This window comes from Gardnerella sp. c10Ua_31 (assembly GCF_055700915.1).
This window is the reverse complement of record NZ_JANUYG010000001.1, coordinates 542,570-560,907: the sequence shown is the minus strand read 5'-3', so window position 1 is coordinate 560,907 and position 18,338 is coordinate 542,570. Positions and strand designations below refer to the sequence as shown.

Here is an 18,338-nt window from a genome sequence, read left to right as displayed (position 1 = left end):
GAAGAAGGCGCCCGCAAACCCAAAATCATTGATTTTAAGCGCGTTTGCTGCGATTTTCTAAAGCTCCCAAGGATTAATAAAACTAGCTAGCGATAAAGGAACGTCCATTGGCTGCTGAACAAGCTACGACGAACACCACCAAAGTCATCGCGCGTGCCGACGAGCACAGCATTAAATTGCACAAAGCGTCGGATCGTGTGAATTTCGGCTCCATTTGTGAGCCAATCGATGTGCCATACCTCCTCGGTGTGCAAACCGACAGCTTTGACTGGCTGATCGGCTCCGAGCGTTGGAAGAAGCGCGTCGAAGAAGATGAGGCAAATGGCACTCACACTGTGCCACACGTCTCTGGTCTGGAAGAAGTGTTCCAAGAGATTTCTCCAATCGAGAATTTTGCTGAGACAATGAGCCTCACATTCTCGGATCCATATTTTGAAGAGCCACGTCACACTGTGCTTGAGTGCAAAGAGAAGGATTACACATATTCCGCTCCTTTGTACGTAAATGCAGAGTTTGAAAACGGCGAAACTGGCGAGATTAAGAGCCAGACTGTTTTTATGGGTGATTTCCCATTACAAACCCCACACGGAACATTCATTATTGGCGGCACTGAGCGCGTAATCGTGTCTCAGCTTGTGCGTTCCCCAGGCGTGTACTTCGATCGCACGCAAGATCGCACTTCCGATAAAGACGTTTTTGGCGCAAAAATCATTCCAAGTCGCGGAGCGTGGCTTGAGTTCGAGATTGATAAGCGCGATGTTCTTGGCGTGCGCGTAGATCGCAAGCGCAAGCAGTCTGCAATCGTATTCTTAATGGCAATCGGCATGACTAAGCCAGAAATTGCCGAAGCATTCCAGGGTTATCCTCTTGTTCTCGACGCTCTAGAAAAAGAGCCAATCGATACTCAAGACGATGCTCTTACAGACTTGTACAGAAAGATTCGTCCAGCAGATACAGCAACTGCCGACGCGGGTCGCAATTTGCTCGAATCCTTCTACTTCAACACAAAGCGCTACGATTTGGCGCGCGTTGGTCGCTACAAGATTAATCGCAAGCTTGGTTTGGAAGCGGATTACAACGATCGCAGCTTGAATCGCGAAGACATTATTGCAACAATCAAGTATTTGGTTACTTTGCATGCTGGCGAAAAGACCTTCCCAGGCAAGCGCGATGGCGAAGATGTGCAGTTGCGTGTAGACGTAGACGATATTGATCACTTTGGAAACCGCCGAATCCGCCAGGTTGGCGAGCTTGTACAGAATCAGATTCGTACTGGCTTAAGCCGCATGGAGCGCGTTGTGCGCGAGCGTATGACAACTCAAGACGCTGAGGCGATTACACCACAGTCATTGATTAACATTCGACCAGTTAACGCTACGATTAAGGAGTTCTTCGGAACTTCCCAGCTTAGCCAGTTTATGGATCAGAATAATCCTTTGGCAGGCGTTACAAACAAGCGTCGTCTCTCTGCGCTTGGTCCTGGTGGTCTTTCTAGAGACCGCGCATCTATGGAAGTTCGAGACGTGCACCCATCCCACTTTGGTCGTATGTGCCCAATCGAATCCCCAGAAGGTCCAAACATCGGTCTTATCGGCTCTCTTGCAACCTTTGGTCGCATCAACCCATTCGGCTTTATTGAAACGCCTTATCGCAAGGTTGTTAATGGTCATGTGACTAACGAAGTCGAATATATGACTGCAGATCGCGAAGCCGAGCACGTTATTGCTCAGGCAAACCAGGAGCTTGACGAAAACGGCAACTTTGTTGGCACTCAGGCTCTTGCTCGCGTGGACGAAGAAGAGGCAGTCGATGTGCCTGTTAGCACTGTTGACTACATGGATGTTTCTCCACGTCAGATGGTTTCTCTTGGCGCAAGCTTGATTCCATTCTTGGAGCACGATGAAGGACACCGTGCATTGATGGGTACCAACATGCAGCGTCAGGCTGTGCCGCTTATTAAGTCGGAGCGTCCACTTGTTGGTACGGGTTCCGAATGGCGTGCTGCAGTTGATTCTGGAGACGTGATTCTTTCCGAAAAGCCAGGCGTTGTAACCTACGTTTCTGCAGATATTATTCGCGTTATGAACGATGACGGAACTCAATCTAGCTACAAGCTTTCTAAGTTCCAGCGTTCCAACCAGACTACTTGCTACAACCAGGTGCCGCTGATTAAAGATGGCGAGCGCGTTGAAGCAGGAACTGTACTTGCAGACGGTCCTGCAACTGAAAAGGGTGAACTTGCATTGGGTAAGAATTTGCTCGTTGCGTTTATGCCTTGGAATGGCTACAACTACGAGGATGCTGTGATTATTTCTCAGCGACTCGTGCAAGACGATACGCTTTCTTCGATTCACATTGAAGAGTACGAGATTGACGCGCGCGAAACCAAGCTTGGTGCCGAAGAGATTACTCGCGACCTTCCAAACGTTGGTGAAGACGCTATTGCAAACCTCGACGAGCGCGGTATTATTCGCATTGGTGCCGAGGTTGAAGCTGGCGATATTTTGGTTGGTAAGGTAACACCTAAGGGCGAGACCGAGCTTACTCCAGAAGAGCGCTTGCTTCGCGCAATCTTTGGCGAAAAGAGCCGCGAAGTTCGAGACACTTCGCTTCGTGTGCCTCACGGCGAAACTGGTACCGTGATTGCTGTTAAGGAGATTACTCGCGAAGACGCTGAAGACGATGGCGATGAGCTTCCAAATGGCGTAAACCAGATGATTCGCGTGTACATTGCTCAGCATCGCAAGATTACGCAGGGCGATAAGCTTTCTGGTCGTCACGGTAATAAGGGTGTTATTTCCCGCATTTTGCCAGAAGAGGATATGCCATTCTTGGAGGATGGTACTCCAGTAGACATTATGCTTAACCCGCTGGGCGTGCCTTCTCGAATGAACTTGGGCCAGGTGCTCGAGCTTCACTTGGGTTGGATTGCTCACGCAGGCTGGGATATTAACTTGGATCCAGACCTTGAGGCTGCTTGGAAGAAGTACGTGCCAGAAGGCGCCGAGCACGGCGATCCATGCACTCCTGTTGCAACTCCAGTGTTCGACGGCGTGCGCCCAGAGACTTTGAAGGGTCTTTTGAGCACTACGCTTGCAGACCGCGATGGCAATAAGCTTGTTGGCTCCGACGGTAAGGCAACACTGTTTGACGGCCGCACTGGTGAACCATTCCCTAAGCCAATTTCTGTTGGTTACATGTACATCTTGAAGCTGCATCACTTGGTTGATGATAAGATTCACGCTCGTTCCACTGGTCCTTACTCTATGATTACCCAGCAGCCGTTGGGTGGTAAGGCTCAGTTCGGCGGCCAGCGCTTTGGTGAGATGGAAGTGTGGGCGCTTGAGGCTTATGGCGCTGCGTACACATTGCACGAAATGATGACCACAAAGTCTGATGACGTTGACGGTCGCGTGCGCGTGTATGGCGCTATTGTTAAGGGCGATAATCTTCCACCTGCTGGTATTCCTGAGTCCTTTAAGGTGTTGCTCAAGGAAATGCAGTCGCTCTCCTTGAATGTTGAGGTGCTTAACTCCGAAGGAGTGGCAATCGACATGAAGGATGAAGATGATGATCCGGTGTCGTCTTCTGAAAATTTGGGCTTTAATATTGGTGCACGACCAGATTCGTCTGCCAAAGAAGACCAAGTTATTCAAGAACCTGAATACCAGTGATACAAGTGTTACAAGTGTTTTAATCACTAATCACTAATCACTAATCACTTTAAGAAACTTAGAAAAACAATTTCATGAGACAGGACGATAATAGTGCTGGACGTCAACGCATTTGACAAACTGAGGATTGGACTGGCCACTGCCGAAGACATCCGTAGCTGGAGCCACGGCGAAGTTAAGAAGCCAGAAACCATTAATTACCGTACCCTTAAGCCAGAGAAGGATGGTCTGTTCGGTGAGCAGATTTTTGGTCCTACTCGCGATTGGGAGTGCGCGTGCGGCAAGTATAAGCGCGTACGCTTTAAGGGAATCGTGTGCGAGCGATGCGGCGTGGAAGTTACACGCAGCCGCGTTCGCCGTGAACGCATGGGTCATATTGAGCTTGCGGCTCCTGTAACACACATTTGGTTCTTCAAGGGTGTGCCAAGCCGCTTGGGATATTTGCTCGATATTGCTCCAAAAGACTTGGAAAAGGTCATCTACTTTGCAGCCTACATGGTTACTAAGGTGGACGAAGAGCAGCGTCACCAGGATCTTCCAGACTTGCAAGACGAGTTTGATACTGAGATTGGCAATCTTCGCAAGCGCCGCGACAACGAGATTGATGCGCGTGCAAAGAAAGCAGAAGAAGATCTTCACGAGCTAGAAGAATCGGGCGAGGCAAAAGGTAGCGCAAAGTCTAAGTTGCGTGCTGGAGCTGAACGCGAAATGTCTGCTATCCGTACTCGCTACGACGAGCAAATTCAGCGTTTGAACGCAGTTTTCGATCGCTTTAAGGGCTTGCGTGCAGGAGATATGGAAGGCGATGTTGATCTTTGGCGAGAGATGGAAGATCGCTATGGCGATTACTTTGAAGGATGCATGGGCGCGGAAGCAATCAAGAAGCGCTTGCAAGACTTCGATCTTAAGTCTGCTGCTGTAGAACTTCGCGAAGAGATCGACAATGGCACTGGTCAGCGCAAGGCGCGCGCTTTGAAGCGACTTAAGGTTGTGAACGCGTTCTTGACTACTGGAAACAAGCCAGAAGCAATGGTTTTGGATGTTATTCCAGTAATCCCACCAGACTTGCGTCCAATGGTTCAGCTTGATGGTGGACGTTTTGCAACATCCGATTTGAACGACTTGTATCGCCGCGTAATCAACCGTAACAATCGTTTGAAGAGGCTGATTGAGCTTGGCGCTCCTGAAATCATGCTTAATAACGAAAAGCGCATGCTTCAGGAAGCTGTTGATTCGCTGTTCGACAATGGTCGCCGTGGACGCCCAGTAACTGGCGCATCCAATAGGCCACTAAAGTCGCTTTCCGATATGCTTAAAGGTAAGCAGGGTCGATTCCGCCAGAACTTGCTCGGTAAGCGAGTTGATTATTCTGGCCGTTCCGTAATCGTTGTTGGTCCAAGCCTTCGCATGCATCAGTGCGGTTTGCCTAAGCCAATGGCGTTGGAGCTGTTTAAGCCATTCGTTATTAAGCGTTTGGTAGATCAGGGCTTTGCACAGAACATGAAGAGCGCCAAGCGCCTTGTGGATCGCGGAGATTCCGAGGTTTGGGGCGTGCTCGAGGAAGTTATTTCCGAGCATCCTGTTCTTCTTAACCGCGCACCTACGCTTCACCGCTTGGGTATTCAAGCATTTGAGCCAATCTTGGTTGAAGGTAAGGCAATTCACTTGCCACCACTTGCTTGCGCAGCATTCAACGCCGACTTCGATGGTGACCAGATGGCAGTGCATTTGCCACTTTCCGCCGAAGCTCAAGCAGAAGCTCGCAGCTTGATGATGGCATCCGACAATATCTTGAAGCCAGCAGATGGTCACACTGTTACAATGCCATCTCAGGATATGATTTTGGGCTTGTACTACTTGTCTACCGTAATCGACGGTGCAAAGGGTCAAGGCCGAATCTTCTCCTCGCTTGCAGAAGCTCAAATGGCGCTAGACAAGCACGAGATTGACATGCAAGCTAAGGTGTTAATTCGCGTTCCTGCAGACTTTGTTTTGCCAAAGGATTGGGAGCCTTCCGAGCTTAAGGTTGTAGACCCAGAGCCAGGCAGCCCAGATGTTGTTCACGAAGAGCGCTTTAAGGATGGAACTGTTCTGTTTGCAACGTCTTGCGGTCGCGTGCTGTTTAATAGCACTCTTCCAGAGGACTATCCGTTTGTAAACCAGCAGGTTCCAAAGGGTGTTCTTTCTAAGATTGTTGACGACATTGCTACGCGTTATTCCACCGCGCAAGTGGCGGCAAGCCTTGATGCTTTGAAGGATCTTGGCTTTACGCGCGCACCTTGGTCTGGCGTTACAATGGCATTCTCGGATATTGTGCTTCCTCCAAATCGCGAGCAGATTGCGCAAGATTACGAGGATCAGGCTGCAAAGATCAACTCCCAGTACGATATGGGTCTTCTTACAGACGAAGAGCGTCGTCAAGAGTTGATTAACTTGTGGACAGAATGCACAGATAAGGTTGCAGACGCAATGCGCGAGAACTTCCACGACGACAACAACGTGAACATTATGGTTCAGTCTGGCGCGCGTGGTAACTGGATGCAGATTCGTCAGATTGCTGGTATGCGAGGCTTGGTGGCAAATCCTAAGGGTGAGATTATTCCTCGTCCTGTTAAGTCAAACTACCGCGATGGCCTTTCCGTGTTGGAGTACTTCATCTCTCAGCACGGTGCTCGTAAGGGCTTGGCAGATACCGCACTTCGTACAGCAGAATCTGGTTATTTGACTCGTCGTCTTGTGGACGTTTCGCAGGAAGTTATTGTTCGCGAAGAAGATTGCGGCACGAAACGTGGCCTTATGATGAAGATTGCGGACCGCGACGAAAACGGCAATTTGACGCTTGTTAAGGCTGCTGATGGTGGCCCATACTCTCGCTTGCTTGCTGCAGACGTGCTCGATCCTGCAGACGGTACAACAGTTTTGGCAAAGTGTGGAGACGCGCTTTCTATGGACGTTTTGCGCAGTTTGGTTGCGCACGGCGTTGAAGAGGTTAAGGCTCGCTCTGTGCTTACTTGCGAGTCTAAGCGCGGCGTTTGCGCAAAGTGCTACGGCTGGTCTTTGGCTACAAGCCGACTTGTGGACGTTGGTGAGGCTGTTGGTATTGTTGCAGCACAGTCCATTGGTGAGCCTGGTACGCAGCTTACGCTTCGTTCCTTCCACTCTGGTGGCGTTGCTTCGGCAAGCGATATTACGCAGGGTCTTCCTCGTGTTACCGAGCTTTTCGAGGCTCGTACTCCTAAGGGTGAGGCTCCAATCGCAGAGTTCCCAGGCGTTGTAAAGGTAGAAGATACGGATCACGGCCGTCAAGTCACTTTGACTCCAGACGATACAACCGTTGAGCCAATCGTTTACCCAGTAACTCGCCGCGCTCCAATGCTTGTTAAGGATGGCGACCACGTTGAGGTTGGCACGCAGCTTATTGAGGGTTCTGTGGATCCTAAGAAGATTTTGCGAATCCTTGGTCCGCGCGCTGCTCAGGTGAATATTGTGGAAGAAGTTCACAACGTTTACCGTTCTCAGGGCGTTGATATTCACGATAAGCACATTGAGGTTATTGTTCACCAGATGCTTCGCCGTATTACGGTGATTGATTCTGGAGACACTGAGCTTCTTCCAGGTGAGCTTGTGGATCAGGCAAAGTTCCGCGAGGCAAATCTTGCTGCCGTTAAGAATGGCGGTAAGCCTGCTGCTGGCCGACCAGAGCTTATGGGTATTACCAAGGCTTCTTTGGCTACGGATTCTTGGCTTTCTGCCGCATCCTTCCAGGAGACTACACGCGTGCTTACTGAGGCTGCTTTGAGTCAGAAGGAAGATGATCTTAAGGGTCTAAAGGAGAACGTGATTATTGGTAAGCTCATTCCAGCTGGTACTGGTTTGGCGCGCTACCGTAATGCGGATGTGTCTGCGGATCCAGAAGTTCGTGACGCTATGTATCCAAATCTTGCTGTGACTGCTGAAAATAGCACTCCATCAAACTTTGGTGAAAGCGACATGGCGGATGTTGACTTCTCTAACATTGATTTTGGAGACATGAAGCTCGGTGATGATTTTAATCCAGATGATTACCTTGACGATCAAGGTGGTCAGAGTGATTACGATGATGACATTGAGTAATCATGTGATTGCTTAATTGGGTGATTGCTTAATTGGGTGATTGCTTAATTAAGTAAGTCCACTTCGACTAGCCGTTGCAAGTTGTTTTACGCATCTTGCAGCGGCTTTTTTGTTCGCTTTGACTGAGCTTGAAATTGCATAACGCGTTTCAAGCTCCTTCAAAGCGTGATTTGGCTCAGGCATAAAGTCCAGTGGACTTTATGTGCCAAATCAGCCGAGCGGCTGCTAATAGCCGTGCGCTCCGACCTGCCTTCTCGCGCTACGCTTTAAGCGAAAAGGTAGGTCGTCGCGCACGTTGCTGCAGATTGTTTGGCATTATCTACAAAAATCGCCATTAAATTTTGCAAGTTTTGCTATTTATAGATCGGAGTCAAGTATAGTAAATCTTATTTATGTAAAACGAAATGTGTTTATGTGAAAAATCGAAAAACATAAATAATCGAAGAACATAAATAAGAATTAAAACTTATTTGAAAGCGAGCTTAAAATGAGCGAAACACTAGTCCTAACGCGCAAAGATTACGTTACAAGAACCATAATTCGAGTTATTGCAATAGTTTCGTCCATTTACGGAATGGCAATGTCTTGGGATTCAATGGCACTAACGTATTTTACGAATCTTTCTAACTTGATGATTTGCTTTGCGCTTTTTGGCTCGCTGATTCTAGACACGCGAAGTGCTCTTAAGTCTAAAAGCGATGAGCAGGGTGTGCAGGCTGAGCGCACTGGCGGCTGGGTAGATTCAAAACCAAACGCATGGTACATTTTTAAATTTATGATGACGATTTCAATCGCTGTCACTTTTACGCTATACCTGTGCTTTTTGGCTCCTACAAACAAGCTCGGATTTGTTGGCGCGTATATGAACAATGGGTGCTCAAGCTTATGCGTGCATTTTATAACGCCGTTGCTTGCGATTTTTGACTTTATTCTTTTTGATTACAAGTACAAGTCCAGCCGCGCGCACGTTTATTTTGCTACGATTCCGCCGCTCACTTACGTTGCGTACGCTGTTGCTCTAAGCGAGTTTGCTGGCGTGCGTTGGGGAGAGCATGCTATGGCAGCGCCGTACAACTTTTTGAACTACAAAGCGCCTGCTGGGTGGTTTGGTTTTGCGCCAAACACGTTTAATTCCACAACGCTTGGAGTGGGTGTTGTTTATTTGCTTGTGATTTTTACGCTGATTTTTATTGGCATTGGAATAGCATTTCTTGCGATTAAAAACGCTCGCGCGGATTATCTGCGCTCGCGCGTTACGCTTTGAACGCGAAGGCAGGTCGTCGCGCCCGTGTTTGTTCCCAAAATTGGCCAAAACGTAAACAAACGCGGGAATAGCTCGCGTCAGTTGGTAGAATTGTGTTTATGTGTACGGAAGATTCTGCGCTGGATGCTGTTCAATCGTTGTTAAATGGCACTCTTAAAAACGCGCATGGACGCAACACCAATGTTTTGCTTGTTTTTGGAGCACCAAACGCTGGCAAGTCAAGCTTTGCGCTTAACTCGTTGCTTTTGGGTTTGCGTTTTGATTGGAGCGCGGCATCTGATTCGCCTTGCTTGCTCAATAATCGCGCTGCGCAGCTTTTGCTAAAAAATGCTATTCGTAGTGATATCGCTGTTGCTGCTGCTCAAAATCGCTCCACATCTGCACGAATGTCGGATTACGTAATTCAAAACTTGGGTGTTTCGCACCAATCGCGACCAGTTGGCACGCTTTCCGCACTTGCGTTTAGTTTGATTTCCGCGCGAAATAAGCTTTTTGGCATGCCTGCGCCTAAGTTGCTTAATGGCGCCGAGCAAGACGTGCTTCTTCGCGAAGTTGTGTGCGTACACGTTAATCACGTTTTGCAAGGCGATAGTGGCAATTGCAAAGTTTGCGCTCTTTTTAGCGAGTATTTTGCTAGCGACTATTCTAAGAATTCTTCGTCTAAAGATTCTTCTTCTAGTGATTCTTCTAAAAATTCTTGGATTTACACAATTTCTAAATTACAAAACGCGCAAAATAGCGATGATTCGCTCGATTCACCTGATTCGCTAGATTCTAATTACATCTCTAACATCTCTGTAAATAGCGCTTTTATTCACCAACTTCGAGATATGCTCGCGCGCTTAGACGAGATGGGCATTGTAAGCGATTTTGCGGAAAAAAATATGTTGAACAGTTTGGACTCGCATCTTAGTGTTAACTCGGATTTTGTATCGTCTATTATTGTTAGCCGCATTAGAACTCAATGGAATTTGGCTTTTGCTCTTAGAAGCGAGTATGCGGATTGTGTGCGCAAGAAGTATCCAAACGCTTTTAGGCTTGATTCTTCTAGGCTTTTGGCAAGTGGCGTTCAAATTTTGAACGATATTTTTAATAATTTACATTGCGATAGTGCTAATGAATCTTCGGCGGCTTGCGATTCTTGCGATTCTTCCCTTGAGTTTTACGCTCTTAAACTCTTCCTTCCGCGCATGTTAGTTGTTGACGATTTTCACGACGTAACGCTTGCTGGCTTGGCTTTTCTTGAGTCGCTAGCGCGCTTGGGCGTGAGAATTGTTTTAACGGCAAATCCCGACGAATCCGTGCAATCCTTCCGTGGATCGTACCCCGATTACGTTGTTGAATCAGCGCAAAATGGCGTTATGCAAGCTGCTGTTTCTAAAATTTGCGATTATAAAGTCGAAGGATTTGGCGAAGATTTTGCAAAACAGATATCGCAAGATGTAAAGCGCCAAGAATCGCATAATCTACCTGATTTTATAAACCATTCCAATCGCTCAATTTCGCTAAATCTTTTTTCTGCACGCGTTTCGCTTTCGATTGCTTCGCTTATGCCAACGCAAACGCCTATCGCCCGCAGGGCTTGGAAAATGGCCAATATCCAAGGTGCTTTTCCTATAGAAAAAATCGAATTAAATTCGCAAAAAACAGAAAATTCTTCGGTTTCTGGCGATTTGTACAGAACTCCTAGCCAAGAGATGGATTGCGTTATTTGGCAAATAAAGCGCGCTCATTTAGACAATAAGATTCCTTGGAAAAACATGGCTTTAATTGCGCACGATAATGCAACAGTTCGCGCGTTTGGCGAGCGTCTTAGAAAAGACGGTGTTCCTGTGCGCTACTCGAGCGTCACGCGCGCGCTTAGAGACGAGCCGTTTATTAAAGCGCTTTTTGCGATTATTGAGTTAGCGCAATTTAGTCAAAAAAGTGTTGATGATTTAGCAAAAAGCGTGCATTCGGGTAATTACACGCTTTATTCGATTGCACATTTTGTTCGCTCTAGAATAAAGACCGTTTTGGAAAGTCCGCTTGTGGATTCTGGCGATTACAATTGCGCGGATTTGGCGGCTGTTGATTCTCTTATGCGCTCAATTTGTTCACTTAGCGAAGTGATTTCAGGCGCAAATGCAAGTGGTGCAAAGGCGAACGGTGCAAAGGCGAACGGTGCAAATGCAAGCGGAGAAAATTCGCCATTACACGGTCTTATAGAGCAATGGAAAGCGCTTAGCAATCGCCTTTTAGGCGCAAACGAGCCATCTGCGATTGAAAGCGCAAGCGTTACGGTTGACAATCGCGTTTTTAGCGCGCAACCAAACGCAAATAGCACGCAATTTAGCATTGAGTCGTGTTATCTTTTGATTCTTAAGGCGCTTATTGACGGCTGCTCTGCGGATTCTGGCGATTTAGGTGATTCAGAAAACGAAGAGAATCAAGGCGTAAAATCTACAGAAATCTTTTCTGTTTTGCAAAAAATGCGCCCAAACAGTGTTCATATGCGTGCGTTGATGCGCGTGTTTAATATTGTTCTAAGACTTTCTAAAAATCTAAAAAATAACCTTGAAAAAGTTAAAAACAGCGGAGAAAATCAAGTTAGCTACGTTTTAAGCAAGGCTTGGAATCTTTGCAATTGCGCTAAAAAGTGGCAAATTCAAGCGCTTAGTAATAGTGATGAAGGCCGCGCGGCAAACGATAGGCTAGATGCTGCAATGCGTCTTTTTGAGTACGCGGATTCGTTCTCGTATACAGTCTCACAAGGCCAGCAGACGCCTAATGGAGTCTCGGCTGCTCCAACAATCGTGGAGTTTATTGATCAAGTTCGCCAAATGGAAATCGAAGCGGATTCGCTTGCAAGCGTGGCGCCTCTTCCAGACGCTGTGACTCTTACAACGCCTTCTGGCTCGGTTGGAAGAACGTGGGATTACGTGTGGATTCCTGCGGTTCAGCAGCGAGTTTGGCCGAATACTGCCGCTAGAAGCACTATGTTTGCTTCGGAAACGCTTGTTGATATTGTGCTAAATAGCAGGATTTTAAGTGGAGAAAGTGGAGATATAACGTACTTTTTTGACGCGTATTCTAAAAATCCTAATGGCATTTGCGTAAGTGATAAGCAAGCGATTTTTACTGGCGAACAGCGCAGCTTGCTAATGGCAATTACGCGCGCTCGCAAGCATCTTTGCATAAGTGCGGTTAATAGTGATGATTGCGTTCCTTCGGACTTTTTGTACTACTATTTGCCAGAGATTTATTGGAGAAATCAAGACGGAAGCTGCGATTACACAGATTTTTGTGGCGATTTTGCGGCGGTTGATGCCGATGCAAGAGGTCTTGTTTGTGCGTCTAGAATCACGCTTGCTAAAGAGGAGTGTGGCTCTAATGATGGCCATAAAATGGCAAAAAATTCTACGATTCAAGATGCGTTAGATGCGTTAAATCTGCTCAAAAACAACGGAGTTGATGCAGCAAATCCAGATAATTGGGATTTTATGCGTAAAAATTACGATTCTGCGATTGGTTCTGCGAAGCCAGAATCGCAAGCAACCGAAGAATCGCAAGCAACCGCTGAATCGCAAGAAGAATCGCCACTAAAGTCACAAGAAAAGTCACAAGAAAAAATCTCCACTAATAAAAATCTTGTAACTCTATCTCCTTCAATGGTAGATAAACTTTGGTCTTGCCCAGTTTGTTGCCTTTTGGAGAGTAAATTTGCTGGCCCGACTGTAGGAAGTACGGCAGCGCAATTCGGCACGCTTATTCACGAAACTGCAAGGTGGGCAAGTCAAGATGAGCATTTAGACAACGATTATTTGCGCAAAAACTACCCACAGCTTCAAGCTTTTGTTAGTGGGTTTGTTGGCGCTCGCGCGCAGGAATTTTCGGACTTTGATTTTTCGTTTGAATCGTTTAGTGCTTTGCAAAAAAAGGCGATTGAAGATGTTGCGAATAAGATGATTGAGCATTATTATTCGATTTGCCCAAGTGATTCTAGTATTTCTAATGTAAAAGACCGCTACCGTTTTATAAAAAACGATTTGAATGTTCGCCGCGCGCTTTACACGATTGCTCAATATTTTGTAGGCTCGCTAAACGGGCAGAATTACCCGATTCTTGCGCAAAAAGACGAAGATGGTGTTGTAACAAAGATTCTGCCTGCTCCAGAAAAGTCAAAAACAGCAAAGCCGACTATTGCAGATGTTCCTTTGGGTAGTCTCGAGGAAGCTTATTGCGAGTGCAAAATAAACGCCACTTTTGGCTTTGACGATATTCTAAACGCGTACAATCTTGCTGCTAAATCGCAAATAAGCTTGGAAGATCTTTATTCAATAATGGGATTTTTGGTAGGCGGATGGCCTAATGGCGGCTCATGCGATTTGCGCGTTAGAATCCAGGGGCGAATCGACCGCATGGAACTTAGAAAGTTAAACGACAACACGCAACAAATTCGCCTAATCGACTATAAAACAGGAAAAGTTCCTAAAACACAGCAAGTTTTTAATGATTTGCAGCTTATTTGCTATCAACTGGGAATTGTTTTTTGCTCCGAAAACAATAAAGACTATGAGCAATTGCTAAAGCTTAAGCACACAAAAATCGCGCGAAGTGCGCTGTTCCACGTTGTGTACAAGGATTCTCCTGCGCAAGATAATGGCGTTGCAGAGAACATTTGTCAGCCTTCGCTGTTTGATGAGGATGGCTCGTTAAGCGCTAGTGAAATCATAAGTCGTTACAGATATTCTAACAATAATCGCCTTTACGATCTTCCAAATATTGATGCTCAAAATCCTGCGCAAGGCGTAAGTCAAAGTGCGTGGGCGGATTTTGTAGGCTTGCCAATGCGCGCAAAATGGTCGCTTATGATGATATCTCGCGTATTTTTTGCCGCTGCTGCTGTTAAATCAACGAGTTTTGCTGTAGAGCCAAAAGCGGATCATAAAAATTATTGTAGATGTTTAGACGTTTGCCCTGCGTGTGCGGAAAAAGTGGACACTGTTTACGAAGTGATTGAAGGTAAAAATGAGCAATAACAACGTTAGCGCCATAAAGTCCACACATAATAGTGGTCCAAGCTTAGAGCAAAAAAACGTTATAGAAGCGCCGATTAATCAAGACGTGCTAATAGTTGCTGGAGCTGGAAGCGGCAAAACGTACACCATGACTCGTCGCGTAATACATTTAATTAAAAGCAAAGTTCCGCCAGAGTCTATATTGGGTTTAACGTTTACAAACAAAGCTGCTGCAGAATTGCTAAGTCGCGTTTCGGCGGAGGTTAGTGCAAGCGGAGCAAAGTCATTCTTAAAGCCAGAAGTTATGACGTATGACGCGTTCTTTCAATCAATCGTAAGAAGATACGGCCTTTTGGTTGGCTTTAATCAAAACACAATGCCATTAAGCGACGCTGGCGCGATGGAAATCATAAAAAGTATAATCGGAAAATATTTAGATAATCCACAAAATAACGCTAAAAATTTAAGTAAGCTATATAATTTTGACACTTTGTGTGCTGATGTTATTAATCTTTGTGCCGAAATATCGTGCTCGATGATTGGAGTAGATAGTATAGGCGAAACGTGCTCAAGCGTGTCTCAAGCTGTTCAAAAAATACGCGAGTGGAATAATGAGTTTGCAAAACACTTAAAAAATGTTATTGCAGATAGAAAAGTAGAATCGCCGCTAAGCGCAAAAGCTCCAGCGATTCCAAAATACAAAAAAGTCAAAAAAACAGCTGGAATGAGTGAGCAAGACGTGGAGAAAGCGTCTGCGGAAAAATTTAAGAATGCGTGCAAAAATTACGAAAAATATTGGAATGATTCGTGCTTGCAATTTTGCATAAATCTATACAACGCTTGCCTAAAACGAGACATTTTGCTAGATCTTGTTTTACAATTTGACGCCGAAAAAAAGCGCGTAAACATGGCGCAATTTAGCGATTTTACGATTGCAGCTTATTATTTGGTTACGCATTTTCCTTCGATTTGCGCGCAATACAGGAATCAATATTCGCAAGTTCTTTTAGACGAGTATCAAGATACTTCTACAACGCAAGCAATGCTTATAAATACGCTGTTTTATGGTAATGCTGCTGCAGAAGGGAATCGCACGCATGTTATGGCAGTAGGTGACCCGTTCCAAGCAATCTATTCGTTTAGAGGTGCTTCGACTGGAGCTTTTTGCAAGTTTGAACAAGACTTTAACATAAGCGCGCAAAACAAGTATTCGCTAACTGTTACGCGCAGAAATTCGCTGTTTATACTAAAAGTTGCAAACGCGCTAACCGAGCCGATGCGCGCGGAAAATGGCGATAATTCAACGCAAAACGCAAGTCGTAGATTTAGCAGCATTGACGATCGCGAAGTGCAAGTGGAAACTTTAAAGCCAAAAGATGATGCGCCAAATGGAACTGTTTGCGCGTTGTTTATGCCAAATCAAGGCGAAGAAATTGATGCAGTTGTGCAATTCGCTAAGAAAATCGTTGAAAAATATGGCGAAAATCCACTGGAACCACAACTTGCGATTCTTTTTAGAAGTAAAGCAAAAATGCCGCAATATGCTCAAAAGCTGGAGGATGCTGGTATTCGCACGAGCATAGTTGGCTACTCTTCGCTTATTGAAAAGCCTGCTGTTAAAGATGTTTTGAGTTTGCTAAGAGTGATTCAAGACCATAGCGACTCCAATTCGCTTATGCGTCTTCTTGCCACTCCTCGTTTTGCGCTATCTACCGCGGATTTGGGTGTGTTGGCATCAATCGCAAATAGTGCGAATACGGAATATCTTTACAACGTGTATGCATCGGCTGGGCTTGTTGAGGATGGATTGCCTAGAAGCCAGTGGGATTCTGCCGTTCGCAATCTTAGAAATAAGGCGAATAGTGGGGAAATATCGGCGCAAGTCATAAATATTTATGGCGGAGTGTATTTAGCGGATTTGATTATGCGCGATTTTGGCGATTTTGGGGCGAGTGGGGATTCTGGCGATTCTGGTAAGTCTGCGGTTGCTGGCGATTATTGGGTTAGCCAAATGCGAGAAAAGCTGAGCGCACATGCATTTGCTGCAGTAAGTCGACTTAGTAAAATCCTAAATAAAGTTGATCGCGTGCAAAGAAATTCTCTAACAAGCGTTATGCAATCGGCTGTTGAAGCGCTTAACGTAGATATTGATAGCGCTGTTGGAGCGGCCTTAAAATACAAGGATTTTAGCAATCAAACAATGCTTAACGACATGCACAATGTTCTAGATTCGCTAAACGCGATTGTAGAAACGTATGTGCAAGAGATGGGCGAGTGGCAAGATGTTAGTTTGCGCGGACTAATCAATTGGATTGACTCAGCAAAAACGCTTGATTTGCAAGCTTCTGGAACAGAGCAAAATAGTGCGCAAGTTGTTTTAATGACAGTTCACCAATCAAAGGGTTTGCAATGGCCAGCAGTTGCTGTAGTTGGGCTAAACGAGGGCGCTTTTCCAAGCAATCAAGGCGATTCGCTAAAAGTTGATGATAATGGGCAAGCCAGCGCTCGCATACCGATTGAGTTTGCTGCAAGCGTGCCTTCTGCGTTGCGCGTGGATGCCAATATTTTGCCGCATTTTCCGCATACAGTAACGCGTGCCGAGGCAATGCATCCGCAAAAATCCATGCAAAGTTTAGATAGTGTGCAAAAGATTTTTGACGAGATTAAACCAGATAGAATCAAAGCTTTGTGTGATTTTGCGGCTGCTGTTCAAGAGGTGGATGCTGGCTCTGAGGATTGTGGTTCTGCGGATTCTGGCGATTTTTTGAGCGAAGAAACTCGCCGTGTGTATAATGCGTATAAATCCCAGCAAAGCGTTGATTTTATGCCATTTACGCAAAGTGAGGAGCGCGGAATCCAGCTTCACATGGACGAGCGCCACCTTATGTACGTTGCTCTTACGCGCGCAAAGTTTGCAGCGCTTTTAACTGGTTCAGCAAATTCGGGAGATTCGGAAGAAAATGGGCGTAAGCGTGCAGCTTCGGTGTTTCTTAAGGAGTCGATGGAAGCTATAAAGTCGCTTAATGGTGTGATTGAAGTTAAAAAATGCGAGGCGGAAAATTCTGGCGATTCTGTCTCTGGTGATGCTGCGAATCCTAGTAATTCTGCGGATTCTGGCGATTCCGGCGAAGACGTTTTTGGCTTTATTGCAGGCGATTTTGCAGGTGAGCTTTCTAAAGAGTTTGGAAAAATTAAAGTTCAAAGCGATTCGCGTGCTAAAGAAAGCGTGCTTGAATGGCCTTGTGCTTTGAGTGAAGATGTAGAAAATGCGCTTCAAGAATCTGCAAAGCTTGTTAAGGGTGAAGATGTTAAAAGTGAAGATTTTAATGGTGATTTTAGTGGCAATGCCGATGGCGAATCTTCCTTAATATCACATCAAAAATCGCTTTATTACCGCGCAAAAGCGTTTGTTCAAGACGCCGATTTAACATCGCAAAACGCTGGCGATTATTCTCTAGAAGACTTAGCAAAAAAGGTGGAAAAGATTTCCAACGGATCTAGGCTTAACGTAACGTCTTTGCAAAAAATAAGCAAAGTTGCGCCTGATGTAAACGCAAACGCAAACGCTAGCGCGCGCGCAAACGATCGAGTTTACAACAATCTATTGGCTTGCATTCGCCCAATTCCGTCCGTTTCGTCGATGGATGCAAATCTCGGTACAAAATTCCACGCGTGGGCGCAGCAATTTGTGGATTCGGCAGTGTCTTCTAGTGCATCCGAGTGCGCTAAGTGGCGTACTATTGTAAAAAATGGCACTTTGCTGGATGAGCAATTTATTCCTCAAGATCGCAAAGATTTGCTTTACGAGTTTAATCAGAATCGCAAGGATTCGGATTCTCAAAGTTGCGCACTAAATCAATGGAAGCAACGGCTTATAGAATCGCGTTGGGCAAAACGAGTGCCGCTTGCTGCAGAAATGCCGATTTTAATGCAAGTCGATAATACGGAGTTTGCAAATAGAATCATCAACGGCACTTTGGATGCTGTTTTTGCAGGAGGATTAGACGCTAACGACGAATCAAAACTCTACACAATCGTTGATTGGAAGACGGGTAAGCGGCCAAAAAGTGCGGAAGATATTCGCCTAAAACTTGAGCAGCTTGACTGGTATAGGCTACTGCTTGCGCGCGCTACAAACGTTGATTTAAGCTGCATTGACGCCACTCTTTACTACGTTAGCGAGGCGCGTGCGGAAAATCGCGAGATTCACGCGCTGTGCAAAACTCGTGACGAGATTTTGAGCGAGGCATCTTTTTAGAATCAACGTATTTGGTAATCTAAAAGTAG

Annotated in this window: 6 protein-coding genes; 5 read left to right on the top strand and 1 reads right to left on the bottom strand. The window is 45.9% G+C overall.

Going from position 1 to position 18,338, the window contains the following annotated elements; all coding sequences use genetic code 11:
• The first annotated feature begins 107 nt into the window (after positions 1-107).
• The gene (gene rpoB, locus NYP55_RS02190; RefSeq protein ID WP_472781488.1) at positions 108-3,674 is read left to right on the top strand and encodes a DNA-directed RNA polymerase subunit beta; all 3,567 of its coding nucleotides are present in this window, start codon (positions 108-110) and stop codon (positions 3,672-3,674) included.
• Positions 3,675-3,767: 93 nt separating this feature from the next.
• The gene (locus tag NYP55_RS02185; protein WP_116689748.1) at positions 3,768-7,787 is read left to right on the top strand and encodes a DNA-directed RNA polymerase subunit beta'; all 4,020 of its coding nucleotides are present in this window, start codon (positions 3,768-3,770) and stop codon (positions 7,785-7,787) included.
• A gap of 48 nt (positions 7,788-7,835) precedes the next feature.
• On the opposite strand, the gene NYP55_RS02180 is transcribed toward NYP55_RS02185, so the two are convergent.
• The gene (locus NYP55_RS02180; protein ID WP_004132749.1) at positions 7,836-7,970 is read right to left on the bottom strand and encodes a hypothetical protein; all 135 of its coding nucleotides are present in this window, start codon (positions 7,968-7,970) and stop codon (positions 7,836-7,838) included.
• A 304-nt stretch (positions 7,971-8,274) separates the two neighbouring features.
• Here NYP55_RS02180 and NYP55_RS02175 point away from each other — a divergent pair, with 304 nt between their 5' ends.
• From NYP55_RS02175 to NYP55_RS02165, 3 genes are all read left to right on the top strand, one after another.
• Entirely contained in the window at positions 8,275-9,051 is a 777-nt protein-coding gene (locus NYP55_RS02175) for a hypothetical protein (RefSeq protein ID WP_472781487.1), read from the top strand.
• Between the two features lie 98 nt (positions 9,052-9,149).
• A complete protein-coding gene (locus NYP55_RS02170) occupies positions 9,150-14,072 on the top strand; it encodes a PD-(D/E)XK nuclease family protein (RefSeq protein WP_472781486.1) in 4,923 nt (1,640 codons plus the stop codon).
• Complete coding sequence (locus NYP55_RS02165; RefSeq protein WP_472781485.1) at positions 14,062-18,309, top strand: ATP-dependent DNA helicase; 4,248 nt, start codon at positions 14,062-14,064, stop codon at positions 18,307-18,309. The genes NYP55_RS02170 and NYP55_RS02165 overlap by 11 nt, the downstream gene beginning before the upstream one ends.
• The last annotated feature ends 29 nt before the right edge of the window (positions 18,310-18,338 follow it).

Bases quoted from the DNA above. Each gene is read 5' to 3' on its own strand.
- NYP55_RS02165 (WP_472781485.1), top strand. From the start codon at position 14,062: ATGAGCAATAACAACGTTAGCGCCATAAAGTCCACACATAATAGTGGT.
- NYP55_RS02175 (WP_472781487.1), top strand. From the start codon at position 8,275: ATGAGCGAAACACTAGTCCTAACGCGCAAAGATTACGTTACAAGAACC.
- NYP55_RS02170 (WP_472781486.1), top strand. From the start codon at position 9,150: ATGTGTACGGAAGATTCTGCGCTGGATGCTGTTCAATCGTTGTTAAAT.
- NYP55_RS02180 (WP_004132749.1), bottom strand. From the start codon at position 7,970: ATGCCTGAGCCAAATCACGCTTTGAAGGAGCTTGAAACGCGTTATGCA.